Here is a 24,894-nt window from a genome sequence, read left to right on the forward strand (position 1 = left end):
ATACAGAACGAACGTTCAGTATATAAATTTTGAATATGGCCGAGGGTTATGAGGGGGTGCATGCGTGAACAAAAAACAACAACAAACCGAAGATACCAAGCGACGCATAGCCGAAGCCGCCAAGGCGCTTTTTATGCAGAAGGGTTACAAATCAACGTCTATAGAGGAGATCGTTGAAGCCACCGGAAGCAGCAAAGGGAATATCTATTATCATTTTAAGAGCAAGGAAGGGCTGTTTCTGTATCTGATCGAGGAATGGGACCTCGAGTGGGAACAGAAATGGAACAGTAAAGAGCAGCATTACATCACCACCGTCGACAAGCTGTACGGAATAGCCGAACAATTGGTGTTTGATGATCTGAACCACCCCTTCTCCAAGGCACTTGATGAATTTATGAACAGCAATGGAGCTGTTACCGAGGAAGTAGAGCAACGAATCGTCCAGATTATCCGGAGCCATTTGGAATTCAATCAGAAATTGCTGCAGCAAGGGATGGATCGCGGGGAGTTTGAGAATCATAATGTGGAGCAGCTGTCCGTCATCTTTGAGAGCCTCATTGTTGGCTTAAGCCAGATGTCCCGTATAACTAAGGTGGAAAATGCCCTTTCCCTTTATCATGCCGCCATCAAAGTATTTCTGCATGGCATTGAAAAGAAATCATGAAAAACAGGCCCCTTTTTTCATGCTCTATTATAAACCGAACGTTCAGTATATAATCAATCGAATGACGATCATTTTCATCATGGCCTTATTAAATCGTCTTTTATTTTTGGAGGAATCATCATGTCATTACTGATGCGAAACAATGGAGCCATTCTGCTCCTCATGTTCAATATATTTCTAGTCTTCACCGGGATCGGGCTCGTCATACCTATTATGCCAACCTATATGACGGAACTGCATATTAGCGGAAGCACGGTAGGTATGCTCGTTGCCGCTTTTTCATTAACACAGCTGTTATTCTCGCCACTTGCGGGAAGATTGTCCGACACCATCGGACGTAAAAAAATCATCATCTCCGGCATGATTGTGTTCGCCGTATCGGAATGGTTGTTCGGAGCTGCCAGCACACCGCCGCTCTTGTTCGCCTCGAGAATGCTGGGCGGAATCGGCGCTGCACTGATTATGCCCGCTGTCATGGCCTACACGGCTGATGTGACTTCGAATGAGGAACGCGCCAGGGGTATGGGGTTCATTAATGCTGCGATTACGACAGGCTTCATCATCGGACCGGGCATCGGTGGATTTATCGCCGAGTTTGGCATTCGCGTTCCTTTCTACGCCGCGGCCGTTGCGGGAGGAATTGCTGCGCTGGTCACGCTGCTGCTGCTTCCGGAATCATCCGCCAAGCAGGAAGCACCTACCGTACTGGGACGGAAGAAGGAGAGCCTGGCTGTCCAGTTGGTGCGTTCTTTCAGGGAACCTTATTTCCTGAGTTTGATTATTGTATTTGTGCTCTCGTTCGGTCTTGCCAATTACGAAACGGTGTTCGGCCTGTTTGTGGATCATAAATTCGGGTTCACCCCTAAAGATATTGCCATGATCATCACGTTCGGATCGATTGCGGGTGCCGTCGTGCAAGCGACGATATTCGGTTGGATCCTGAACCGGTTCGGTGAGAAAAGAGTCATTACACTCAGTTTGCTTACCGCGGGGATCTGTATCCTGTTAACCCTGTTTGTGCATAAATACTGGCTGATATTCCTCGTTACCTTCCTGGTCTTCCTGTCGATCGACATCCTGCGTCCCGCCATCGGTACGCAAATGTCCAAACTGGCGAAGGATCAGCAGGGCTACGTGGCCGGCTTGAACTCGGCCTACACCAGTCTGGGGAATATTGCCGGACCGCTGGTGGCAGGGTACCTGTTTGATGTGGACATCAACTTTCCCTACATTTCCGCGTCCATCGTCCTCATCCTCTGCTTCTTCCTGGCCATGCGCGCCGGCAGAGCCTGGGCGGCTACGGAAGCCGTCATGAATGAGCGTTGACGAAGGGTAACTGCCTTCCTCAACGTTTACAGCCAATCATTGAGCAAGACCCCGCCGTAAGCTTCTGGCGGGGTCTTGCTTTTTTTATTTTCCTTCAGGCTATCCACTTATTTGTCAGTAATAATACAAATGGCGACTAATAAAACTACTAAACCATATACTCTATTTAACTATTTTTAGTAGAAACCCAAGCCAGCTTACGATATTTGAATATGTTGAATTATCTAGCAACGGGAGGTGATTTCTATGTCTTGTCGTAAACAAAAGAAAGTAGTCATCATCATCGTTGTAAAGTAAATAAAGGCGTTGTAGGATCGCTTCAGAAGAATCACAATATTATCATTCTTGCTAAAGAGGGCCATTCGCTGGCCCTCTTTAGTCGCTGCTTTGTTCTAACCATTTTCCATTTTGGGCAAATTAAACACAAACACGTACTAATCATCTATATCTTTGATAGATAGACCATTCCAAAGAGCTCTATAAAACGATGGCCTTCATCTTTAGAAACAAACCCAGTGCCACGGTGCTGGGTCTTATTTATACTGTATTTTCGATTCCTTTGGCTGTTTCTTACGACTTGATGTTAACAGTTAACATTGTATGTATAGGGCTTGTTACAGAATTACATTCAGTAAGCCACCAGGACGATCATCGCCAATAAAGCCACAAGCGCAAACAATAGAGACCATCCCAATTCAAAACGTCTTTTTTCTTTATATGCCTTGAAGGCTTTCCTGGACTCAAATACAAATACGATCACCAAGAAGGCGAGTAAGACCGGCAATCCCCAAGACTGATTCAATACCCATTCTGACACCTTGATCCCCCATCCTAGATACTAATATGAGCTGCATCCAACCAGCAGCAGCCGTATAAATAGCGTGTCCCCAACGACTCCATTAAAATGTACCGTAAGTCGCCCCCGATTACAAATCTAGCTTGTAGGAATCCTCGATCTCCGGGAGAAGCTAAACCGAGAAGAACCTGTACTGAAGTAATTGCATTGTGGAGATACCTCGATCATTGAACAAGATAGCCCCTCAGGTTAATCAAGCAGTTAAAAAAACAGTTTGTTCTGCTGTTTCGAGTATAATTGTTTTAAATAAGGAGTGAGCTAATGAAAAAAACAATACTTCGGTGGGTTATTGTTCTATTAGCATTATACATCATTGGGCATATACTATTTGATTTTGGCGAAACGCGGTTGATGAGGATCATTACTGGTTCGATTGGCCCTGCATTTTTTGTATGCATACTCATTTACATAAATTCGAGAAGCAAGGACGAAAAATAGTCGCTTCTCAAAATGCAAAAAAGGACCCTACTTCTTCACCATAGTTTTTTCCGCTCAACTAAACAGCCCTTTAAACAGCAAAAAACCCTTGCATTCGCAAGGGTGTTCGATAAAGTAGGCCCTCAGGAATTCGCCCCCCCGACCAGTCGGTTATGAGCCGACGGCCATCCAATCTGGTCGTATATTATTGGCTTTTAGATTATCTTCTAAGAGCCGACCGTCCATGATAAGTTCAATCGGGAGTTTCAAATTGGGCATGATAGTTATGGACGTGTGGAACGCCACTTGGAGCTGGTTTAGTTATACCTCCCTTATATCAATGCATGATTTCTTTCTTGTTTACCTTCATGCCAGACAATGAACGATCGAACATGTCAAGAATAAATAAGAAACGTTCAGCTTCACGAAAAACGTGATCTGCTAATAAAGGGTGAATGATACTTTTGATTCGACACTCCTCAATTAAGTCACGTGCAGTCTTCTTAAAATCTCGCAATGATTTGACTGAAACACGGTTTTCATCCACAAATTGACTTAGTAATGGATGGGTTTGCGATTGTGGACGCATGGAACTTAAGTCAATGGCTTGAAACATCAGCGTATCAAAGTCTTGGCTAAACTCCCTAGCTTGCTCCACTAATTTTCGCTCGGATGGATCAAGTAGATGACCTATAAATTTTGCATGGTCAGCCATGATTTTTAGGAAAAAGACATTTTCATCGATAATCGCATCTGGTAATGGTTCAAGTCTCCCGTTATTCAGTTCCTCTAGCCGATTTTTAAAATAATTTGCTTCTCGGCTAACATGATCTACAAGCAGAGGAAAATTTGTACCCCCGGGAAGTTGGCACCGTAATATAAGCCCAAGTACCTTTCTCTTAAATGCCCAAATGTGTGCAGCCGCATTGTGAACTTCTGAATTAAACTGTCTAATGATTTGGGGATCAGTATCTGCTTGAAATGAATGTGATCTTCTTTCAATATCCTCAAAGATTTTATGAAATTGATTTGCCTCATTAATTAACTGCGTGTCCTCGCACCTAAATCCTAGTCGAAGAAAAAAGGAATGTTCTTTCATTATGCGTGACCAAAAACGTATCTCATCTAATGATCTGATTACAAAAGGATCCGACAACCCATATCCCACCTTTCGGGCCACTTAATAAGACAACCATTGATATTTGCTTGATAGCAGAGTATATGGGGATGACATGTTTCAATATGCTATCGGACAATAAAAATCAAGATCAATTAGGGTAAAAAAATTAAAAAGCCTCTCCGGCTTATTTGCCATCTGAGGCAGGAAAATTAACAAGCGAAATCATTATTGTTCTACAATTAAGTTTCGATTTACAGCCTTTGCCGGGTCGCCTTCACCGCCAGTTCTTTTATGCATACCCTGTTATGTATCTTAAAATTGAGGAGGATGTGCAATGAGCGGAGTTGGAGGGGCTTATGGTGGAGGCTCAGTCGGTACAGTGTTGGTCCTATTTATTTTGCTGGTTATTATCGCTGGAGCGTTTTTCGTTTAATTAAGTTGCACGTTCTTAGAAAAAGCTATTTCTACCTAACGGGAAACGTTAGTTCAAAAAAGAAAACGGCAAACTAAGACTTAATTCCACTTCTTAGTTTGCCGTTTTTTTGTGTGAGTTCATAGAACAAGCCTTTTTCAATTATTTATATCCCTAATTGGGATTTGCCCATAAATATGATACTAGGCAAGTGTCGTGAGCAGTTCAGGTTATAGTCCATAGACTGATGTTGTATTACATTTACCTAAGGAGGTTAACTATGGAAACTGATTATAAACAATTATGTTGGAGATTGATGAATCAATATGTTGGAATTAATACAACAGATGGTCACTCTTATGATGGATTTATTACTCATGTCGATAATGAGTATGTCACTCTTGCTGTTCCAACGGATGAAATGATTGAGGAGATGCGAGGGATGCCTGCACAGGAATCAACCTACAGACAATTCGGTTTCCATCCAGGCTTCTTCCCTCGTCGTCGTTTCTTGCAGCGCCGTATTCCTTTTCCCATTAGTGCTATATTCTTGCTTCCATTCTTCATATGATCCAATGGCTGAGAGGGATATGGAGAAAACATATCCCTTTCTCTCTCTATTGAGGCTTTATATGTACCCTATTATTGTTCTCCGCATAACAGCCCTATAAACAGCAAAAAACCCTTGCATCGCAAGGGTCTTCGATAAAGTGGGCCCTGAGGGACTCGAACCCCCGACCAGTCGGTTATGAGCCGACCGCTCTAACCAACTGAGCTAAGGGCCCTGAACATACATGTACACATAAACATAAGGACGTCATACATACATCGTTTAAAAATTGGTTGCGGGGGCAGGATTTGAACCTGCGGCCTTCGGGTTATGAGCCCGACGAGCTACCGAACTGCTCCACCCCGCGTCAATGCTGTATCAAACAGCGACAAGAATAAATATACACCATTACCCTGCATCAAGTCAAGTGCTGTTTTAATGGAATTTCCTCAAGGCATAAACCGCACGCCATAGCGGCCCTTTTTGGAACGGTAAACCTCCACCATCCGCGGGTCATGGTATCCGAACAGCCAGCCATCCTGCTCCAAACGTTTAGCAAAGCACCCTGCCTGAAATTTGCTTGTATACAGCTTTCCGTAATATACCCAGTTCATCCTATGCGACTCCTTGCCCGAATGATAATGTGGTGCTGTCATATTATGTCCAAACTTCCACAAAAAAACCGCAGCCTAACAAACTTCTCCATGATTTTCCGATAAAAAAACAATCAGCCATACCTCGTACCACATCGGGATACGAATACGATTGATTGTCACCTTAAGTAAACCGTGCCTATTGGCCGTCAGCCTCCGCAAACCGGGCAGCAATGCTCATAAGCTCCTGCTCCATCGAATTCATCATCTGGATAAAATTCATCAGCTGCGCTTTCGTCTCCTCGGCCTCCGTACGAAACCGCTGCTGGGAAACGCCTTCCCATTCGGCATTCAACGTTTCAATGACCTGGGACAATCGGGCGACCAATTCCCCGCCGTAGTCACTCCCGCTTCGAATGTCTGCCGCAGCCCGACGCAGCTCCTCGGGGGATACCTCTATACGTCCTGACATGGATCTACCTCACGCTCCTCCCTTTATGGATATACTCTCGTTTGTTATGTAGCCTTCGTCTCAGCCAGTACGGCCTGAAACTGTTCTTCCTCTTCATCCTGGTAACCGGTAAATATAATCTCCTGGATATCCTCATGATTAAAAACGTAGGCAAACTCCGGGCTCACATACCCTTCCGGATACGGGCAAGCCAGATAGTCGAACAATTGCGGCTCCTCTAGCGCCAGAATTTGCTTGCGCCCATAGATCACCAGCTTTTTCTCGCCTTCCTTCAAAATGACAATCGATCCGTTCGGCAGCAGCTGCTGCGTCATAATTACCCTCTCCTTTTCTTGCTCTTCCGGTGCGGTGCCGCCGTCGTGCGGCCCTGATTCATTTTGTTCAGAAACGCGGCGTTCCGCTGCTCCTTCGGCAATCCCAGTACAGGATAATGAGCTTTTAGCTTATCCATATTATTTTGGATGAACCTATACCGATGAATGAACACAACCGCCATGTACAGACCGAGAATCAACAGAACGGAAAAGGCCGCCATGCCCATCACAAATCCGCCAAGATCGCCGGTTACCGCCACCACGACGTAATACCCTGTGTAACCGATGGCCGCTAACAGCAAGGCGGCTTTGCCCGCTTTTCCGACGCCGCCTTTGCGCTCCATGGACTGGTACGTCCCTTGCTGCAGCGCTCTGAAATGCAAAACATAAAACACAACGAGCAGCAGCAGCATCACCGCGATCGAGCTAAGCCCATACCCGATGGAATCAACTCTGGCCATGTCATACATCATTTTCAGTATAGCAAGCTGGCAAGTGACCGCCAGCGCCAATCCGTATATCCCCAAGTACAGCACAAAACCGACCTCAGACCGGTACGGATTTACACTCAGACCAATCCCCCACAGCAGCATAACCGCCCATACCGCCGCCGCCGCATAAAAATAAACCGACATCATCGGCGCTGCCAGCGTGACTAGTGCGGGGATGAGCATTATAAATAAAAAACATACGATACCGCCCCGAATTTGCTCGGCGGGGATTAACCGGAAATGAAACTGTTCTTCCTCTGAAATCTTCGTGCTCATCTTTGACACTCCCCTTATTTGAACCATCCGGCTATCGTAGAACCTAGCTTCTCTGCCCCCATTTTCAATCCTTCGGTGACAGTATCCTTTTTCCCGTCCCCGTCAAAATCCGTGAACTTGATGCCGTCCATGACATAGGAAGCGCCCACCGACACGCCGAAGCCGATAGCCGCACCCGCAAGAGTGCCGATGGGACCGCCTACCGCTGTTCCAATGAGGGCTCCTGCCTTGGCGCCAGCCGCTGCGGAAGCCACGACGGTTCCCACGCCGACACCCACGTCCACAACGGCGTCTCCGGCTATTTTTGCCCCGCTCTTATTGTCGTTGATATTCGTGACCAGATTCCCCACCGTTTGCATGGCGATGCCTGCATAACCAAGCTTGCCCCCCTTCCAGCTGAGCGAGTCTTTAACGGCTGCGCCGGGAAGGACGTATTTTGGAATTCGGGGGTGATTCCGCCAATTGTACTCGGCATAGGATTTTTTGCGGATATTGGCCAGCATGCCGTTCGTCACATTGGCTCGCATATTGCCGCGCTTGTCTTTCTCAAGCCACACGCCAAAGCCGTTCCGGTACATATCCCAGTATTTGTACATCGTCCCGGACGCGGTTACCGTACCGAACAGTACGCCGGCGGACGCGAGCGGGTTACCGGTCCATTGATCCGCCGTTCCGCCGAAAGGCGCAAGCGCATTGAATTCAACGCCCGCTGCCGTCACGGGTGGATCCGTTTTCTTATTCCCGTTCTGTGCCAGACTCGCCTGAAGCAGCAGATGCGGACTAACCTGGGCAATCGATTGTTTGCCGAAGGTAAGATTGTTCCCGAGCGATTGATCGGTCTGCGAAAAATCCCCCGCCTTTTTCACCAGCTGCCCTCGATTCTGCTCCAGACGGCCTACCACCGATTGGCAGGCAGCCCTGCATTGGGCCAGGCGCTGTTCGACCTGGGCACGATGACGCGACTCCCAGGACATGCTCTGGATACGCTGCTGCATGCGTTCCTGGAGCTGCTGGACTTCCCGTGCAATATCAGATACCGCTGCTCCTTGCTGGTTCAGCATTTCGGGTACCACACGTATTTTGGTCATATCTAACAATCCTCCATGTCATTGATCGAGAAGGCAAAAATTACAGTATGCGGGATCAGGATGCTACGTTTCTCACTTAATACGCTCGATGACTGCGCCGAGTTCCCGGATGATCTCAGTTACCGTCGCGCCCCAAATTTGATCCTGTTCGCCTTCATTGCGAATCAGCCAATTGGAATGCTTTCCTCTCAACAGTTCGATTCCCTGTATTCTGCAGTTCAGATCCGGACAATAGTACGCCGTGAAGGCAGCATATCTCTCCGGATCGGTGACGCAATCGGCCAAGGCGGAAACGACGGATTCCGGGCAGCCTTGTGCAAGCAAGTACTTCCGAGGCTCCTGCTCCCCTTGCTCGGCACTCATCCATTGCTGGAACCAGCCTTTAGGCATAGCCAATGGAGCTGTATCACGGTTCTTCCTATCCTCCAGCTGCAGGTGACGGATGATTTTAAGCCAAGCTTCCGAAGGGGTTCCCAGCGCTTCCAGCACATAGGCTCTCGCACCGTCAGGCCCGCTTTCAATATCGGCCTTTACCACCAGGCTTGAACTGTAATAAATGAAACACTCCTTCTGCCCTTCGTCGGAACCGGACACCCTCATATGTATCGTTAGCAGGGTCCGGCTGCATACTTCTATGTATTCCAGCAGTTCCTGCACAAGAACCGGCTCGTTATCAGCCGTATCAATCAAGCCTTTCTCCTGCAGCTCCTGCTCAATCTTAGCCACTTCTACAGGCATCTCCTCGGCCAGCGTTCCGCGAAAAGGGTCCTCTAACCCAATGACAGCCCGCGCACCGACAATGCCGGTTAGTACAAAGAATTGTTTGCCGGTCAGTTGGATCCTGGACGGAATTTCCAAAGATCTCTCCTCCTTACGGTCAGCCCCGCCTATTTTGTCATTAATCTTGAGGTTATCATTACTATTATAGGTGAGACATCTCCTTCCCCTCTACCAAGTCGTGGCCCTAAATTTATAGGAACATATACCCAAATCAGCCGGTTTTCAAACCGTTCAGCCATAAAATTTCATAAAAAAACATTCCCGGGTCGAGATCACCTCTGGAATGTTTTTGTTCTCATGTTAGATTAGACGGATCTTCCTGCTGGATAATACCGTGATAAAGAATCGTCATCAGCTGTTCACTGACCGCGTTCAGGCTTCCCAGACCATGGTACCATTCATTCCGTGCCGTAAATTCCTTGATAAAAGTAAGGAACGCGACCAATACCTGGGGAGAGATATCTTTCCGTATCTGTCCAAGCTGCTGACCTTTAAAGATCAGCATTTCAAATTCCGGAACAACGAATTTCTGGTTGAATTGAAGCAGCTTGTCCATCTGCTCCGGGAATTTGGCCAGATCCGCCACAAATTTCTGCGATACAAACGCCGAAAATTTGTGCTGATCCTTGTAGAAGACGGTTAACGCCTCAAGCGGATCATTTGCCTGATCCATGATATCGCGGTAAATCGCCATGAGCTCCTCGACCATCCGGTCCACGACATGATCCAGTAAGCCCTCTTTGCTCTGATAGTAGTTATAAATCGTCATCTTGGAAACCGGGACAGCTTCGGCAATCTGCTCCATGCTCGTATGCAAAATCCCCTGCTCCATGAACAGCCGCTTCCCGGCTTCAAGCACCGCTTCTTTCTTTGCATTCATCTGTTAGACTATATCCCTTCTATATCAGCATAAGGACATCATGGCTGGCTACAGCCGCTTACAGTCCTAATGTAACGATCCGGCCTACCGCTGTCAACCCGGCGCCCATCAAGGATATCTTCGGCCTCGGTATAAAAAAAGCTGTCGCTCTGCGATAACTCACAAAGACGACAGCCTGATTCCTAGCTGGTTTAAGTTGTTTACATGCCAAAGGACGCAGGATTCGATCTCCAGGATTGAAGAAGCTCCACATCCTGTTCCTGAATCCGATTCTCGGATAGCGCTACATCAATCAGCGCACCGTAGTTGGACAAGCTCTGCAGCGGAATCCCGGCTTCGGCGAAGGCTTGTACCGCTTTATCCAGCTGATAGCTGAATATAGCCAGTACCGCCAGCGGCTCGGCCCCTGCATCCTTAACCGCTTGTGCCGCTTTAAGCGAGCTGCCGCCCGTGGAGATCAGATCCTCGATCACAACCACCTTCTGTCCCGGCTTGATCAAGCCTTCAATCAGGTTTTCCTTGCCATGACCCTTTGCTTTGTCCCGAATATAGGACATCGGCAGGTTCATTTTCTGGGATACAAAGGCCGCATGCGGAATCCCGGCTGTGGCCGTTCCGGCAATGGCCTCGGCTTCCGGATATTGCTCCCGGATGACGGCTGCGAACGATTCAGCAATGTAGTCGCGAATCTCGGGATAAGACATCGTCAAGCGATTGTCACAGTAGATCGGGGATTTTATTCCCGACGTCCATGTAAACGGCTGATGAGGTCTAAGGGAAACGGCCTCAATCTTCAGCAAATAAGATGCGATCTGATGTGGAATATTCGCGAGTGTACTCATGCTTGAATCATCTCCTCAATAATCTGTTCTGCAGCTTGTCTCGGGCTCGGGGATTCCGTAATTGGGCGGCCGACAACCAAATAATGACTGCCCTTGCGAATGGCTTCCCCTGGTGTAAGAACCCGAGCCTGGTCTCCGATATCCGCACCAGCCGGACGGATACCCGGTATAACGGTCTTAAACGCTTGGCCGCATGCGGATCGAATGGCCTCCACTTCAAGCGATGAAGCGACGACGCCATGCAGCCCCGCTTGCTGAGCAAGCTTCGCATATCGTACGACCGCATCCGCTACCAAACCCGGAATGCCGATTTCGTTATTCATGACATCCTGACTCGTACTAGTCAACTGGGTTACAGCTATGATGGTAGGCATGGCAAGACCCGGGGTGTCCGCCACTGCGGCCTCCGCCCCGGCTTTTGCCGCCTGCATCATAAGAGCGCCGCCGCTGGCATGGACGTTAAACATGTCCACACCCAGCCGCGTTACGCTGTCCGACCCGCCTTTTACCGTGTTCGGAATATCATGCATCTTCACGTCCAGAAACACGGAATAGCCTTTGGCTTTCAATTCTTTGACAAAATCAGGACCGGCAGCGTAGAACAGCTGCATGCCGACCTTCATATAACACGGGATACCTTCCAGCTGACGTACCAATGCTTTCGCACGTTCGGCATCCGGGTAATCCAGGGCCACCATCAGGCGGCCCGCCATTTCGTTGTAGCTGGTGTTCATCTATATCCCTCCTTCTCGATTAAACCGGCATCGCTTCAGAAGAGAAGTTGATGGTCTCCAGCATCGTGAGAAGCTCACGAACCGTATCGAGCGAGGTCATACATACCACACCGTTTTCTACCGCTTCACGGCGGATTCGGAATCCGTCACGCTGCGGCGTTTTCCCTTTGGTCAATGTGTTGAAGACGAAATTCGCTTCACCTGTGCGGATCATATCCAGAATGTTCGGCGTTCCCTCGGACAGCTTATGGATGGTGGTCACATCAAGCCCCGCTTCTTTCAATGCTGCTGCCGTGCCGCCTGTGGCGATGATTTTATAACCAAGCTTATGGAAGCCTTTCAGCAGTGCCGCAGCTTCGGCTTTATCTTTATCTGCGATGGTAGCGATAATGGCACCCGTTGAAGGAATTTTCATGCCTGCACCGATCAGACCTTTGTACAGCGCTTTGGCATACTTCACGTCGCGGCCCATAACCTCACCGGTGGATTTCATTTCCGGTCCAAGGGTAGGCTCAACGCGGCGAAGTTTAGCAAAGGAGAACACCGGCACTTTAACCGATACATGTTCGCTTTCCGGCCACATGCCTTCCTCGTATCCAAGATCCTTCAGCTTGCTGCCCATGATCGCCTGTGTTGCCAGGTTGGCCATCGGGATGCCTGTAACCTTGCTCAGGAACGGAACCGTCCGGGAAGAACGCGGATTCACTTCGATCACGTACACTTCGTTTTTATAGATAACGAACTGGATGTTAACAAGTCCGCGTGTATTCAGCTCTTTGGCAATCTTGATCGTAATTTCGGTAATCTTGTCTTTCAGGTCCTGGGACAAGTACTGAGGAGGATATACCGCAATCGAGTCACCGGAGTGAACGCCTGCGCGCTCTACATGTTCCATGATGCCTGGAATCAGCACCGTATCGCCATCGCAGATCGCGTCGACTTCCACTTCTTTACCCATCATGTAACGGTCGATCAGAACTGGATGGTCCGGGTTGATCTTAACCGCCTCTTTCATGTAGCTCAGCAGCTCGCTGTCAGAGTATACAATCTCCATGGCGCGTCCACCGAGTACATAAGATGGTCTTACCAGAACAGGGTAACCCAGCGATTGCGCGGTTTCTACAGCATCATCAACCGAAGTCACGGTTTTTCCTTTCGGCTGGGCAATCTCCAGTCTGGACAGGAGCGCTTCGAATTTTTTACGATCCTCGGCTTCGTCAATGCTTTCCAGGCTGGTACCCAGAATTTTCACGCCCGCTTTGCTGAGCGGCTCAGCGAGGTTAATTGCTGTCTGCCCGCCAAACTGTACGATGACACCGATCGGTTTCTCCTGCTCGATGACATTCATGACATCTTCAAGGAAGAGCGGTTCGAAGTAGAGACGGTCCGACGTATTAAAGTCAGTGGAGACGGTCTCCGGGTTGTTGTTAATGATAACCGCTTCGTATCCAGCCTTCTGGATTGCCCATACGGCGTGCACCGTGGAGTAGTCGAACTCGATCCCTTGACCGATCCGGATCGGTCCGGAGCCCAGCACGATGACCTTCTCCTTGGCGGATTCGATGACTTCATTCTCCGTTTCGTACGTCGAGTAGTAATACGGCGTCGTTGCTTCAAACTCCGCGGCGCAAGTATCCACCATTTTGTAAACCGGGCGCAATCCATGCTCGCGGCGCAGGAATCCGATCGACTCCTCGGTTGTGTGCGTGCTGGCTTTACCTTCCGTGCGCAGCTCAGCGATGGCGCGATCCGTAAAGCCGAGTCGCTTCGCTTCGTACAGCGTTTCGTAAGTCAGTGACGCTTCGCTGCGAATGTGATCTTCGTATTGGATCAGGCGTTCGATTTTGTCCAGGAACCACCAGTCGATCTTCGTCAGGTCTTGGATCTGCTGAAGTCCATACCCCCGGCGGAACGCTTCCGCGATCAGGAACATCCGCTCATCGTCGGCTTTGATCAGACGCTGCTGGAGCACTTCATCGCTCAGCTCGTCAGCACCTTTTAAGTAAAGGCGGTGCACGCCGATCTCCAGAGAACGAACCGCTTTATGGATCGACTCTTCGAAGGTGCGGCCAATCGCCATCACTTCGCCGGTTGCCTTCATCTGAGTTCCCAGCTTCCGGTTGGCGTGAATAAACTTGTCGAATGGCCAGCGCGGAATTTTGCTGACGATATAATCCAGCGTAGGCTCAAAGCAAGCATAAGTCTGTCCCGTTACCGGGTTGACGATCTCGTCCAGGGTGTAACCCATCGCGATTTTTGCTGCCATCTTCGCGATCGGGTAGCCCGTTGCCTTGGAAGCAAGGGCGGAAGAGCGGCTGACCCGAGGGTTTACCTCGATGACATAATATTGATAGCTGTTTGGATCCAGCGCGAATTGCACGTTGCATCCGCCCTCGATATTCAGGGCGCGGATGATTTTCAGCGATGCGGATCTGAGCATTTGATACTCGCGATCGGATAGGGTCTGGCTTGGCGCCACGACGATGCTGTCGCCGGTATGAACGCCGACCGGATCAAAGTTCTCCATGTTACATACCACGATGCAGTTATCATTCGCATCGCGCATAACCTCATACTCAACTTCTTTCATTCCCGCGATGCTCTTCTCGACCAAACATTGCGTGATCGGGCTGTAGCGAAGTCCGGAGCTGACGGTTTCACGCAGTTCCTCTTCGGTTGCGCAGATACCGCCGCCGGTGCCGCCCAAAGTGTAGGCCGGGCGCACGATCAGCGGATAACCAATCTCATTTGCGAAGTCAAGCGCCTCTTCCAGGGTCGTTACAATCGTGCTTTCCGGTACGGGCTGATCGAGTTCGCGCATCAGATCACGGAACAGGTCGCGGTCTTCCGCTTTCTCGATGGACTCCAGCTGCGTTCCGAGCAGCTTCACATTCTCCTGCTCCAGAATACCGGCGCGTGCAAGCTCAACCGCCATATTCAGGCCCGTTTGTCCTCCAAGCGTCGGGAGCAATCCGTCCGGACGCTCTTGACGGATGATCTGTGTAACAAAGTCGAGGGTGATCGGCTCGATATATACTTTATCCGCCATGTTCGTGTCGGTCATGATGGTTGCCGGGTTGCTGTTAATCAACACAACCTCGATACCTTCTTCTTTCAATGCTTGGCAAGCCTGTGTTCCAGCGTAGTCAAATTCCGCTGCTTGCCCGATGACGATCGGACCGGAGCCGATGACGAGAATTTTTTTCAATGTATCATTTTTAGGCATATTAATGAGCTCCTTTCACGGCTGCGGCCAGAACCGCTTGGCGCGGTTTCCGGATTTCATTCTGTTTATGGTCTCTTATCATCTCAAGGAATTGATCGAACAGATAGCTGCTGTCTTGCGGACCAGGTGCAGCTTCAGGGTGATATTGCACGGAGAAGGCAGGGAATTTCGAGTGCTTCAAGCCTTCGATCGTTTTATCGTTATTGTTGATATGCGTGACTTCCAGATCCGTCCCTGTGATGGATTCTTCGTTGACGGTATATCCGTGGTTTTGGGAAGTGATGTAGCAGCGTCCGCTGGCAAGCTCTTTTACCGGATGATTCCCGCCACGGTGTCCGAATTTCAGCTTCTCGGTGTCCGCGCCCGCAGCCAGTGCAAACAATTGGTGCCCCAGGCAGATGCCGAAGATCGGATATTCGCCAAGCAGTTCTTTGACCATGTCCACCGCGTAAGGAACATCCTTCGGGTCCCCAGGGCCGTTGGACAACTGAATGCCGTCCGGGTGAAGTCTGCGGATTTCATCAGCCGTCGTGTCATGCGGAACGACCATCACATCACAACCGCGGGAAGTCAGTTCGCGCAGAATTCCGCTCTTTGCACCGAAGTCAACCAAAACGATCCGCTCCTTGGAGCCCGGGCTTGTAAACATTTGCGGTGTAGAGGTTTTTGCCACCTGGTTGCGGAGTTCGGCGATCGTCGTATCGCCGAGCATTTCCTTAAGTTCTTCCACCGGCTTGTTGGAAGTTGTCAGAATGCCCTTCATCGTACCGTAGTGACGGATGATCCGGGTCAACATCCGTGTATCAATCTCGCTGATTCCTGGAATGCCATATTCCTTCAATAAGCTGTCAACGCTATATTCTGCACGCCAGTTGCTAGGAACAGGCTCATGACGACGAACAACGAATCCGTGGACGAACGGCCGGATGGATTCAAAGTCATCCCGCGTGATGCCGTAGTTTCCGATCAAAGGGTACGTCATGGTCACGATCTGTCCACAGTAAGACGGGTCGCTCAGCACCTCTTGATATCCTGTAATTCCTGTATTGAAAACAACCTCTCCGGTCATTTCAGCATCCGCGCCGAAGGATTTTCCGCTGAACAGCGTTCCGTCCTCCAGTAACAATCTTGCCTGCATCCCGATCACTCCTGTCATCTATGTGTAATTTATTTTATAAGTCTTTTGCCTACGTGTTACTCAAAATCCGTTTTGCTCTGACCATTTCACTTCGCCGTCCACCCAAGTCATCACGGGCCAGCCTTTCAGCTTCCAGCCCGTAAATGGCGTGTTGCGGCCTTTCGTTGCGAACTCTTCCGGATTCACTTCTTTCTCTGCATCGAGATCAATCATGGTCAGATCCGCTGCTTTACCGGCCTCCAGCACGCCCGTTGCAAGACCGAATACTCTTGCCGGATCGCTGGTCATCCGCTTCACGAGCAAGGCGAGATCCCATTTGCCTGTTGCGACGAATTTGGTATAGAGCAGCGGGAAGGCTGTTTCGAATCCCACGATACCGAATGGTGCAAGCTCCATGCCTTTCGCCTTCTCTTCCGCGCTGTGCGGTGCATGATCCGTTACGATCATATCGAGCGTTCCATCCAGCAGACCTTCTATACAAGCCTCCACATCACGCGGGGTGCGCAGCGGCGGGTTCATCTTCCAGTTGGCATCCAGGCCGGGAATATCTTCGTCAGAGAGAACCAGATGGTGCGGGCATACCTCGGCCGTTACCGAGATGCCAATCGCTTTTGCCTGGCGGATCAAGCGTACGGACTGCTCTGTGCTCACATGGCATACGTGGTAATGTACGCCGGTGGCTTCGGTCAGCAGAATGTCCCGTCCAACATGGATCGCTTCCGACTCGTTTGGTATTCCTTTCAGGCCGTGCTGCTGAGCGAATTTGCCTTCGGTCACGCAAGCTCCTTTTACCAGCGAGTCATCCTCGCAGTGCGCAATGACCGGCATGCCCAGCGCTTTCGCTTTGTTCATGGCATCTTTCATCATCTGTGCGTTCTGCACACCAACGCCGTCGTCCGTAAACCCGATTGCACCCGCGGCCTTCAAGGCCTCAAAGTCCGTCAGTTCGCGGCCCAGCTCGTTCTTCGTAATGGCTGCATAGGGCAGCACCTTCGCAAGACCAGCCTCGCTAGCCTTATCCAGCACAAGCTTCACCGTTTCCGGCGTATCGGTCACCGGTCTTGTGTTCGGCATGCAGGCAATGGTTGTAAAGCCGCCTTTGACTGCCGAGCGGCTGCCGCTCTCGATCGTTTCCTTGTGCTCATATCCCGGCTCTCTCAAGTGCACATGCATATCGATGAATCCCGGTGTGACCAGTTTCCCCTCGGCATCGATTATCTGAACGTTATCGCCCGGTTCCGGCAAGGCTGCGATATCACTCGCAACCGAATGAATCAATCCGTCTGCAATGACGATATGTTTATCTTCGAGCTGTCCTTGTTCATTGATCACTTTGGCATTCTTTATCACTTGCATTTGCATCTTGGTTCCCCTCCGCAGCAGAAGCACCGCTCGCTTCTTAGTATATTGTATAATAAAAATTCATATTTGTGTATAAATATTAATATTTATTCATTCTGTAAACCGTATTCCGCGTTTTCAATCAGACCATCGCCCGTTCCATGACTGCCATGCGAATCGGCACTCCGTTCGCCATCTGCTTGAATATCATCGATCTTGCGCTTTCCACGACCGCGTCGTCGATTTCTACGTTCCGGTTCACCGGTGCCGGATGCATAATGATCGTGTGCCCCGACAGCTTGGCCGCCCGCTCTTCCGTCAAACCGTACTGTTCCCGGTATTCCGCGCTGGATTTGAATACTCCTTCATTATGCCGTTCCAGTTGAACTCTCAGCATCATCACTACATCCGCCTTGAGTGCCGTTTCCATCGATACGTAAGGTGCATACCGGGCCAGCTCCGGAGCCTGCATCGTTTCCGGTGCGCAGAACTGTACATGGGCACCGAATTTCTGCAGGGCCCACAGGTCCGAACGAGCAACCCGGCTGTGCTTGATGTCTCCGATGATGGATACCGTTAATCCCTTAAGCTCGCCGAAGCTTTTCTTCATCGTATAAAGATCAAGCAGCGCCTGCGTGGGGTGCTCATTGTTGCCGTCGCCCGCATTGACCAGCGGAATCGAGATCCGCTCCGCTAGCTCCTGCAGTACTCCGGCTGGCTTCAGCCGGATGACGCCCGCGTCGATTCCCATGGATTCCAGCGTTCTAACCGTATCGTAGATCGACTCGCCTTTCTCGACGCTGGATGCTGCCGCCGCAAAGTTCATGACCTCAGCACCGAGTCTTTTCTCAGCCATTTCAAACGAAAATCTCGTTCTGGTGCTGTTCTCGAAGAACATATTAACCGCAAATTTCGATTGAAGTACCGGCACCACTTTCTCGGACTGCGCTTCCCAATATGCCGCCCGATTCAGGATCGATCCGATTTCGTCTCTGCTAATATCCTTCAAACCTAAGAGGCTGCGTTCTTTCAATGAAATGGCTGTTGTCATGATTATCGTTCCTCTCTTTGGCTAATGGTCACTTCGTCCTTGCCGTCGATTTCGGTTAATGCCACCGTAATTTCCTCGTGTTTGGAGGTAGGAACGTTCTTTCCGATATAATCCGGCCGGATCGGCAGTTCGCGATGTCCCCGGTCTGCCAAAACCGCAAGCTGTATCATTCTTGGCCGTCCGCAGTCCATCAGGGCGTCCATTGCAGCACGGATCGTCCGTCCGGTGTACAGCACGTCATCAAACAAAATGACCTTCTTGTCATGAATGTTCAGATGTGCAAGGCTGAGCTTCGCTCCTTCTCCCCGTTCAGCAGCGGCTCCCTTGCTGTCCCGGTCATCGCGGTAGGAAGTCACGTCGATCTCTCCCCATGGAATCGGCGTACCTTCAATCTCATTCATTCGCTCAGCGATCCGCTGGGCAAGGAACACGCCGCGTGTGCGGATGCCGACCAGGACGCAGTCCTCAATCCCTTTATTCTTTTCCAATATTTCATGGGCAATTCTCGTTAGGGCGCGGCGGATGGCCGTCTCGTCCATAATCACATGCTGTTCGTTGCTCATCCTTAAGTCCTCCTTCTAAACGTTTGATTAGCCCTTTTTAGTTCAGACGATCCGTGAGTTCATTACACACAAAAAAACTCCTTGCCCGGCTGGACAAGGAGTTGATCTCATAGAGATAGTGTGGAAAGCGCAGCATCTATCCGCAGACAGAACTATGCCTCCTGTTAATGAACCTCGGTTCACGTTACCTTGCCAGCCTCACGGGACTGATTTAAAGGTGCTATTCGATTGATTTCATTATGACAGACCCTACAGGAGCTGTCAACAGCAATCATGTCGAATGATGTCACGTACTACGCGGAGTTTATAACATGTCATTAAAATTCAAATTCAACATCGCTAAGTCTTCTGCGAATTTCGGAAATGACGCGTTTCTCTTCTTCCTCACCGTCAGCAATGAAGGTAACGGAGAAGCGTACGAAATGTCCCGCATCATCCCAAGGCACGGTGGAGATCAATTTCTCGCGAATCAGATACTGGGAGAAATCTTCGCCGGATTCAAAGCGGCGCCCGCCTTTAACGCCTTTTGGAGCTTCAACGTAGAGGAAGAAGGAGCCCTTCGGCTTCTCGGCCTTAAAACCAAGCCCGTTCAACACGTCTACCAGCATGTTGTGGCGGCGGGAATACTTCTCAGCGATCTTCTCCGTAATTTGCGGATTGTCCAGACCGTATGCGGCAGCCTTTTGAATGGCTATAAATTGTCCTGAATCGTTGTTGTCCTTCACATCGCCAAACGCTTTAACCACAAGCGGATTACCGGCGATGAAGCCAATGCGCCATCCCGTCATATTGTAAGATTTGGACAGGGAGTGAAGCTCCACGCCAACATCCTTCGCACCGGGGACGGAGAGAAAGCTGAGCGGCTTCAAGCCATCGTAAGTCAGCGCTGCATAAGGAGCGTCATGGACAACAACAACACCATACTTGCGGGCCCACTCGACAACCTCGGTGAAAAACTCGACCGTTGCGCTGGCACCCGTCGGGTTGTTCGGATAGTTCAGGTAGAGCAGTTTGGCACGGTGGGCAATGTCCTCAGGGATCGAGCTGAGATCCGGAAGGAATCCGTTCTCTTTTTTCAGCTCCACATTGTAAACCTCACCGCCCAAGTACTTGGTATGCGTACCGAGTACAGGATATCCAGGAACCGTCATGATGGTGATGTCCCCAGGGTTAATGAAGCAGGACGGCAGCATGGCCAGTGCCGGCTTGGAACCGATGGAATGCAGAACTTCTGTAGCGGCATCAATGCCTTCAACCCCAAATACATTCTTCAAGTAGCGAACAGCTGCTTCCTTGAACTCCGGAATTCCGTTATCCGCATAGCCCCGGTTTTCCCGCTTCGCTGCTTCTTCTGCCAGCTTCGCCACGATGCCTGCATCGGCCATCTCATCCGGCTCGCCAACCCCCATATCGATCAGCTCCGTCCCAGGATGTTCCTGCTTCGCAGCTGCCTTCGCTCTTTTGATTTTCTCGAATTTATAAATGGCTGTATCTTTGCCATAATTAGCGCCGCCGATACGGTTGGCAAAGCTCTGTTGAATGTACGTTTCCTGATACTTATCCATACTCATGATTTGTATTCATCTCCTACTCTAGCTTTCATACTCATCCTAAATATGCAGGAAAATCACAACGGGAGCCATGCATTATATATCAAATGATTTGTACTTTTTCGGCTGGGTGGAGCTGGTAGATCCTATGGTGTTCCTATTTGAAAACACACTTAAGTTAGCTCCAGCCATTCCGCGAGAAGCTCGTCACGACTCGCGGATAGCGACTCCCGCTCGTTCCACCGCTGCTCGAGCAGTGACAGATCCGTATCCTCGTGTAAATCGTCGCCTTCCATCTCAAGCCAGCCGTCAAGCTGCCGGATACGGGTTTCTAGACGAGCAATCTCCTCCTCCAACCATTTGGACCTTTCGGCGGAAGAGCGATCCGGGTTTACGCGTTTGGAAAGCTGAGCAGAGCTATCCTTCGCTTGGGCCTGCTGGATCACCTTCTGTTTGGGAATAACATCAAATCCCGCTGATAGCTCCCTTGCCTGCAATTCCGCGTCAAGCCGGTCTTTCTTATCCCGGAAATCATCATAATTTCCATGATAGACAGTCAGCTTCCCTTGATTCAAATCCCATACTTTACGAGACACTTGATTCACGAAATAACGGTCATGGGAAATGGCAAGAACGGTCCCCGCATACCCCTGCAGCGCATCCTCCAACGCTTCGCGGGAGGCAATATCCAGATGGTTCGTGGGTTCATCCAGAAGCAGCAGGTTCGGCTTCTGATGGATGAGCAGCGCGAGCCTCAATCGTGTCCATTCCCCGCCGGACAGCTGCCCCACCGATCTGAACACGGCCGCACCATAGAACAGATACCTTGCCAATATCCCTCGAGCTTCCCCCTCTTCAACTCCGGCCTTCTCCCGGAAATATTGAAGCACCGTTTCCTTCGGATTGTCCGGTTCCTCCTGCTGAGCCAAATAACCCACATCGACACGCGAACCCCATTCAAGCGAACCGGAATCGGGCGTCAGCTCACCCAACAGCACTTTGAACAGCGTTGTTTTCCCGCTGCCGTTCGAGCCCATCAGTGCAATTTTTTCGCCGAATTCGATTAGACCGGATGCGCCTCTCAGCACCGCCTGATTCCCATAGGAAACCTTAACTTGATCAAAGTATGCCACGCGGCGACCGGAACGATCTTGAGGATTCAGTTCAAAATCAGCCTGTCTGCGTTCCAGTACGGGCCTCTTGACCCGCTCCATTCGCTCCAGTGCTCGCCTCATGGAAGCCGCGCGCTTGAAAAACTTCTCATTGCCGCCAATCCGGCCGAACTCTTCAAGCTGCTTGATGGATTCCTTCATCTTCTTGATTACTTTCTGCTGTTCTTGGTAGTCGGCGAACTGCTGCAGCAAACGCTCTTCCTTATCGTTCATGAACGTGGTGTAGCCACCTTGCGCAGTGAAAGCTTCGCCATCTTCAAGCTCAATCGTTTTGGACACGACCCGATCCAGAAAATATCGGTCGTGAGAGATCATGACGCAGGTTCCCGGATATTCGCGCAAGAATTCCTCCAGCCATTCCGTGCGTGCCAAATCCAGATGGTTGGTCGGTTCATCGAGCAGGAGCAAATCCGGCTGTACGATCAGCTGCGATGCCAGCACGACTCGAGTCTGTTCTCCACCGGACAACGAGCCAAAGGCCAGTCCGTATTCGCTCTTGGGTATTTGCAGCCCGGTAGCGATTTTGTCGATGCTTGCTTCCAGCTCATAGCCGCCCTCTGTTTCAAAGCGTTCCTGAAGGGCTGAGTATTTCCGCAGCACTCGATCGAGCTGCCCAGCATTTCCGGCAATGTCCGGGTCACTCATTTTTCTCTCAAGCTCCGTCATTTCCGCTCGGTAATCCTTTAAGTGACTCAACCCCTGTTCAAGTACATCCAGCACCGTCCAGGAATCCATATGGCTCGGAATCTGCTCCAAATATCCGATTTTTGCCCCCTTCTTTATGGCCAGCTGCCCTTCGTTTGGCTGATCGAGACCCGCAAGCAGGCGCATCAGCGTCGACTTTCCGCTGCCGTTCCTTCCGATAAGCGCGACCTTCTCGCCTTCCTGTATTTCAAACGATATCTGGTCCAGTACCAGATGAGCACCGTGATATTGCGTCAGTTTCTGTACATTGATCATATTCATTCTAGGTTTCCTCCTGTATGCTGCGAACAGTCAACCTGTTCGCTAAAGCGTATAGATTAGGGAGAAGACCCGGACTGCAAACGCAAAAAGGGCCCACAGAGCAAGCTCCGCGGACCCTTAAGAATGGTAAGCCTAAATAGGCTTAATCCGTGCAGGCAGGCAGGTGACTTCTCGCGATGGTACAAACCGTATCATTAAAATTGGACAGACCTCTCCCGTTGTAGAGAAATGCATGAACAATGCCAGCCATAGCTATAGGCAGCTGGCTAATACGGTTGTTAACCATCTCGATATTCATCCTGCTCACCTCCTTCATCAAAGTTATCGTCACTATAACATTCCTTGGATAAAATGGCAAGGAAAATAGCCCCACAAAGTAGAGCCAATACTTCGATGCTTTCTCCAAATACTTTGCGGGGACCCAAAACATCTAAATGCAAAAAGGAACCGCTAGCGGCCCCTTAGAATCGTCAGCAGTTCTTCCATATCATTCGGCATCGGTGCCGAAAACTCCATATACTCCCCGGTCGAAGGATGGACAAAGCCCAAAATGGCGGCATGAAGCGCCTGACCGTTTAATTTAATCCCCTTGCTCTTGCCGTATACAGGATCACCTACGAGAGGATGGCCGATATACTTCATATGCACGCGGATTTGATGCGTACGTCCCGTCTCCAGCTTCAGCTCGAGAAGACTGTAATCCCCGAACCGTTCCACAACGGTAAAATGAGTAACCGCATGTTTGCTGTTCCGGTCCGTGACGGTATACAGTTTACGATCCTGCGCGTCACGGCCGATAGGGGCATCAATGGTGCCTTGATCATGACTGATGTTGCCGTGCACCAAGGCCAAGTAACGGCGGTTCACGCTGTGATCCTTCAGTTGGCCGGCAAGAGAAGCATGAGCTTTATCATTCTTCGCTGCCATGATTAGACCGGTTGTATCTTTGTCAATCCGATGGACGATGCCAGGACGAAGCTCCCCATTAATTCCCGACAAGTCTTTGCAGTGAAACATCAACGCATTCACAAGTGTACCCGACGAATGTCCCGGAGCCGGATGGACAACCATCCCTCGAGGTTTGTTTACAACAATCACATCCACGTCTTCAAACGCGATCTCAAGCGGGATGTCCTCCGGAATAATCTCTACTGCCGATGGCTCAGGAACTTTCAGCAGGATGCGGTCACCCTGACTCACTTTGTAATTGGACTTAACCGGACCTTCATTAACGATGACATGTCCATCCGTAATCCATAACTGCACCTGGGAGCGTGAAACATCCTCACCAAGGTTCTCCGTTATGTATTTATCTATGCGGGTTTTGGCAGATTCGGCATCCACCGTCCACTCACAGGTTTCCGATTCGTGCCCCGTTTCGCCTGTCCATTCCGTATCAGTATCCATACCGTCTTGCAACATTATTCATTCCCTTCTGTGCCAGAAACTTCACTTGTTGTCTGTATCTTCTCGCGTCTTCCTTCCAGAAGCGTGTCCAATATGATCAATCCCACACCGATGACGATACAAGAATCGGCGATATTAAAAATCGGGAAGGTGTAGCTGCCAAAATTAAATTGCAGGAAATCGACAACCTCTCCCATCAACAAGCGATCGATGAAGTTTCCAAGTGCCCCGCCCAGTACAAGCGCAAGAGCCGTAGGCAGCAGCTTACGTCCTTCTTTCGATACCTTCCGGAGGTACCAGACTATCCCGCCCACAACGATTAGCGTCACAACAATGAAGAACCATAATTGATCCTGCAGTATGCCAAACGCGGCACCCCGGTTTCGGCTGGACGTAATCAGGAAGAAGTCTCCGATCACAGGAATCTGTTCATAAAGCTCAAGCCTCGAGGCAATCAAGTACTTGGTTCCCTGATCAATAAGAAATAAAACAAATGCAATCAAATAATACACCACTTGTTTATGTCACTCCGTTCTTGTCTTCTCCAATCAGGCGATCACCTTCGCTGATCGGTCAGTAACTCGTCTTATTGTAGCACAGCGGCTCAGAAACCGTCCATTCCTGTCCAATGGCGAGAACATTTTCCGTCAGTAAAACCATCTCAA

The 24,894-nt window shown here is 49.9% G+C and carries 25 protein-coding genes and 2 tRNA genes; 4 read left to right on the forward strand and 23 right to left on the reverse strand.

The window, feature by feature from the left end; translation table 11 throughout:
- Positions 1-64 precede the first annotated feature (64 nt).
- On the forward strand, positions 65-664 hold the full coding sequence (locus tag ACETK5_RS18600) for a TetR/AcrR family transcriptional regulator (protein ID WP_100535991.1): 600 nt from the start codon (positions 65-67) through the stop codon (positions 662-664).
- Between the two features lie 120 nt (positions 665-784).
- Positions 785-1,990, forward strand: coding sequence for an MFS transporter (locus ACETK5_RS18605; RefSeq protein ID WP_100535990.1), 1,206 nt, complete (start codon positions 785-787; stop codon positions 1,988-1,990).
- Positions 1,991-2,618: 628 nt separating this feature from the next.
- On the opposite strand, the gene ACETK5_RS18610 is transcribed toward ACETK5_RS18605, so the two are convergent.
- Both ACETK5_RS18610 and ACETK5_RS18615 read right to left on the reverse strand, forming a co-directional pair.
- The gene (locus ACETK5_RS18610; protein ID WP_071223022.1) at positions 2,619-2,807 is read right to left on the reverse strand and encodes a hypothetical protein; all 189 of its coding nucleotides are present in this window, start codon (positions 2,805-2,807) and stop codon (positions 2,619-2,621) included.
- A 793-nt stretch (positions 2,808-3,600) separates the two neighbouring features.
- Positions 3,601-4,419 (reverse strand): DUF2935 domain-containing protein, encoded by an 819-nt coding sequence (locus ACETK5_RS18615; RefSeq protein WP_100535989.1) that lies wholly within the window; start codon positions 4,417-4,419, stop codon positions 3,601-3,603.
- A 298-nt stretch (positions 4,420-4,717) separates the two neighbouring features.
- Here ACETK5_RS18615 and ACETK5_RS18620 point away from each other — a divergent pair, with 298 nt between their 5' ends.
- Both ACETK5_RS18620 and ACETK5_RS18625 read left to right on the forward strand, forming a co-directional pair.
- A complete protein-coding gene (locus ACETK5_RS18620; RefSeq protein ID WP_207797436.1) occupies positions 4,718-4,816 on the forward strand; it encodes a YjcZ family sporulation protein in 99 nt (32 codons plus the stop codon).
- Between the two features lie 259 nt (positions 4,817-5,075).
- On the forward strand, positions 5,076-5,366 hold the full coding sequence (locus tag ACETK5_RS18625; protein WP_100535988.1) for a phosphatidylinositol kinase: 291 nt from the start codon (positions 5,076-5,078) through the stop codon (positions 5,364-5,366).
- 140 nt (positions 5,367-5,506) lie between these two features.
- On the opposite strand, the gene ACETK5_RS18630 is transcribed toward ACETK5_RS18625, so the two are convergent.
- The 21 genes from ACETK5_RS18630 to lspA all read right to left on the reverse strand — a co-directional run bounded on the left by ACETK5_RS18630 (position 5,507) and on the right by lspA (position 24,744).
- Positions 5,507-5,580 (reverse strand) — tRNA-Ile (locus ACETK5_RS18630).
- Positions 5,581-5,635: 55 nt separating this feature from the next.
- Positions 5,636-5,712, reverse strand: a tRNA-Met gene (locus ACETK5_RS18635).
- A gap of 82 nt (positions 5,713-5,794) precedes the next feature.
- Positions 5,795-5,959, reverse strand: a complete 165-nt coding sequence (locus ACETK5_RS18640) for a hypothetical protein (RefSeq protein WP_164817394.1) — start codon at positions 5,957-5,959, stop codon at positions 5,795-5,797.
- Between the two features lie 178 nt (positions 5,960-6,137).
- Positions 6,138-6,410, reverse strand: a complete 273-nt coding sequence (locus ACETK5_RS18645; protein ID WP_071223018.1) for a WXG100 family type VII secretion target — start codon at positions 6,408-6,410, stop codon at positions 6,138-6,140.
- Positions 6,411-6,454: 44 nt separating this feature from the next.
- Positions 6,455-6,724 (reverse strand): DUF4176 domain-containing protein, encoded by a 270-nt coding sequence (locus tag ACETK5_RS18650; protein ID WP_100535987.1) that lies wholly within the window; start codon positions 6,722-6,724, stop codon positions 6,455-6,457.
- A 2-nt stretch (positions 6,725-6,726) separates the two neighbouring features.
- Positions 6,727-7,491, reverse strand: a complete 765-nt coding sequence (locus tag ACETK5_RS18655) for a hypothetical protein (protein ID WP_100535986.1) — start codon at positions 7,489-7,491, stop codon at positions 6,727-6,729.
- 14 nt (positions 7,492-7,505) lie between these two features.
- Positions 7,506-8,579, reverse strand: a complete 1,074-nt coding sequence (locus ACETK5_RS18660) for a WXG100 family type VII secretion target (protein WP_100535985.1) — start codon at positions 8,577-8,579, stop codon at positions 7,506-7,508.
- A 72-nt stretch (positions 8,580-8,651) separates the two neighbouring features.
- Positions 8,652-9,437 carry a hypothetical protein gene (locus tag ACETK5_RS18665; protein WP_326112417.1) on the reverse strand — a complete coding sequence of 262 codons (786 nt, stop codon included), beginning with the start codon at positions 9,435-9,437 and terminating at the stop codon, positions 8,652-8,654.
- Between the two features lie 217 nt (positions 9,438-9,654).
- Positions 9,655-10,239 carry a TetR/AcrR family transcriptional regulator gene (locus ACETK5_RS18670; RefSeq protein WP_100535983.1) on the reverse strand — a complete coding sequence of 195 codons (585 nt, stop codon included), beginning with the start codon at positions 10,237-10,239 and terminating at the stop codon, positions 9,655-9,657.
- A 200-nt stretch (positions 10,240-10,439) separates the two neighbouring features.
- On the reverse strand, positions 10,440-11,081 hold the full coding sequence (gene pyrE, locus ACETK5_RS18675; RefSeq protein WP_100535982.1) for an orotate phosphoribosyltransferase: 642 nt from the start codon (positions 11,079-11,081) through the stop codon (positions 10,440-10,442).
- Complete coding sequence (gene pyrF, locus ACETK5_RS18680) at positions 11,078-11,815, reverse strand: orotidine-5'-phosphate decarboxylase (protein ID WP_100535981.1); 738 nt, start codon at positions 11,813-11,815, stop codon at positions 11,078-11,080. Before pyrF ends, pyrE begins: the two co-directional genes overlap by 4 nt.
- Before the next feature lie 19 nt (positions 11,816-11,834).
- Positions 11,835-15,041 carry a carbamoyl-phosphate synthase large subunit gene (gene carB, locus ACETK5_RS18685; protein ID WP_100535980.1) on the reverse strand — a complete coding sequence of 1,069 codons (3,207 nt, stop codon included), beginning with the start codon at positions 15,039-15,041 and terminating at the stop codon, positions 11,835-11,837.
- Position 15,042: 1 nt separating this feature from the next.
- Complete coding sequence (locus ACETK5_RS18690) at positions 15,043-16,179, reverse strand: carbamoyl phosphate synthase small subunit (RefSeq protein WP_100535979.1); 1,137 nt, start codon at positions 16,177-16,179, stop codon at positions 15,043-15,045.
- 60 nt (positions 16,180-16,239) lie between these two features.
- On the reverse strand, positions 16,240-17,541 hold the full coding sequence (locus ACETK5_RS18695) for a dihydroorotase (RefSeq protein ID WP_100535978.1): 1,302 nt from the start codon (positions 17,539-17,541) through the stop codon (positions 16,240-16,242).
- A 121-nt stretch (positions 17,542-17,662) separates the two neighbouring features.
- Positions 17,663-18,574, reverse strand: coding sequence for an aspartate carbamoyltransferase catalytic subunit (locus ACETK5_RS18700; protein ID WP_272868143.1), 912 nt, complete (start codon positions 18,572-18,574; stop codon positions 17,663-17,665).
- A complete protein-coding gene (pyrR, locus tag ACETK5_RS18705) occupies positions 18,574-19,134 on the reverse strand; it encodes a bifunctional pyr operon transcriptional regulator/uracil phosphoribosyltransferase PyrR (RefSeq protein WP_100535976.1) in 561 nt (186 codons plus the stop codon). Before pyrR ends, ACETK5_RS18700 begins: the two co-directional genes overlap by 1 nt.
- A gap of 317 nt (positions 19,135-19,451) precedes the next feature.
- Positions 19,452-20,705, reverse strand: coding sequence for an LL-diaminopimelate aminotransferase (locus tag ACETK5_RS18710; protein ID WP_394057117.1), 1,254 nt, complete (start codon positions 20,703-20,705; stop codon positions 19,452-19,454).
- Positions 20,706-20,857: 152 nt separating this feature from the next.
- Entirely contained in the window at positions 20,858-22,822 is a 1,965-nt protein-coding gene (gene abc-f, locus ACETK5_RS18715; RefSeq protein WP_100535974.1) for a ribosomal protection-like ABC-F family protein, read from the reverse strand.
- 142 nt (positions 22,823-22,964) lie between these two features.
- The gene (locus tag ACETK5_RS18720; protein ID WP_164817395.1) at positions 22,965-23,120 is read right to left on the reverse strand and encodes a hypothetical protein; all 156 of its coding nucleotides are present in this window, start codon (positions 23,118-23,120) and stop codon (positions 22,965-22,967) included.
- Between the two features lie 152 nt (positions 23,121-23,272).
- Positions 23,273-24,244, reverse strand: a complete 972-nt coding sequence (locus ACETK5_RS18725) for an RluA family pseudouridine synthase (RefSeq protein ID WP_100535973.1) — start codon at positions 24,242-24,244, stop codon at positions 23,273-23,275.
- Positions 24,244-24,744, reverse strand: coding sequence for a signal peptidase II (gene lspA / locus ACETK5_RS18730; RefSeq protein WP_100535972.1), 501 nt, complete (start codon positions 24,742-24,744; stop codon positions 24,244-24,246). Before lspA ends, ACETK5_RS18725 begins: the two co-directional genes overlap by 1 nt.
- Between the last annotated feature and the right edge of the window lie 150 nt (positions 24,745-24,894).

It is taken from the genome of Paenibacillus ilasis (genome assembly GCF_043195395.1).
GTDB lineage: Bacteria > Bacillota > Bacilli > Paenibacillales > Paenibacillaceae > Paenibacillus_AQ > Paenibacillus_AQ lautus.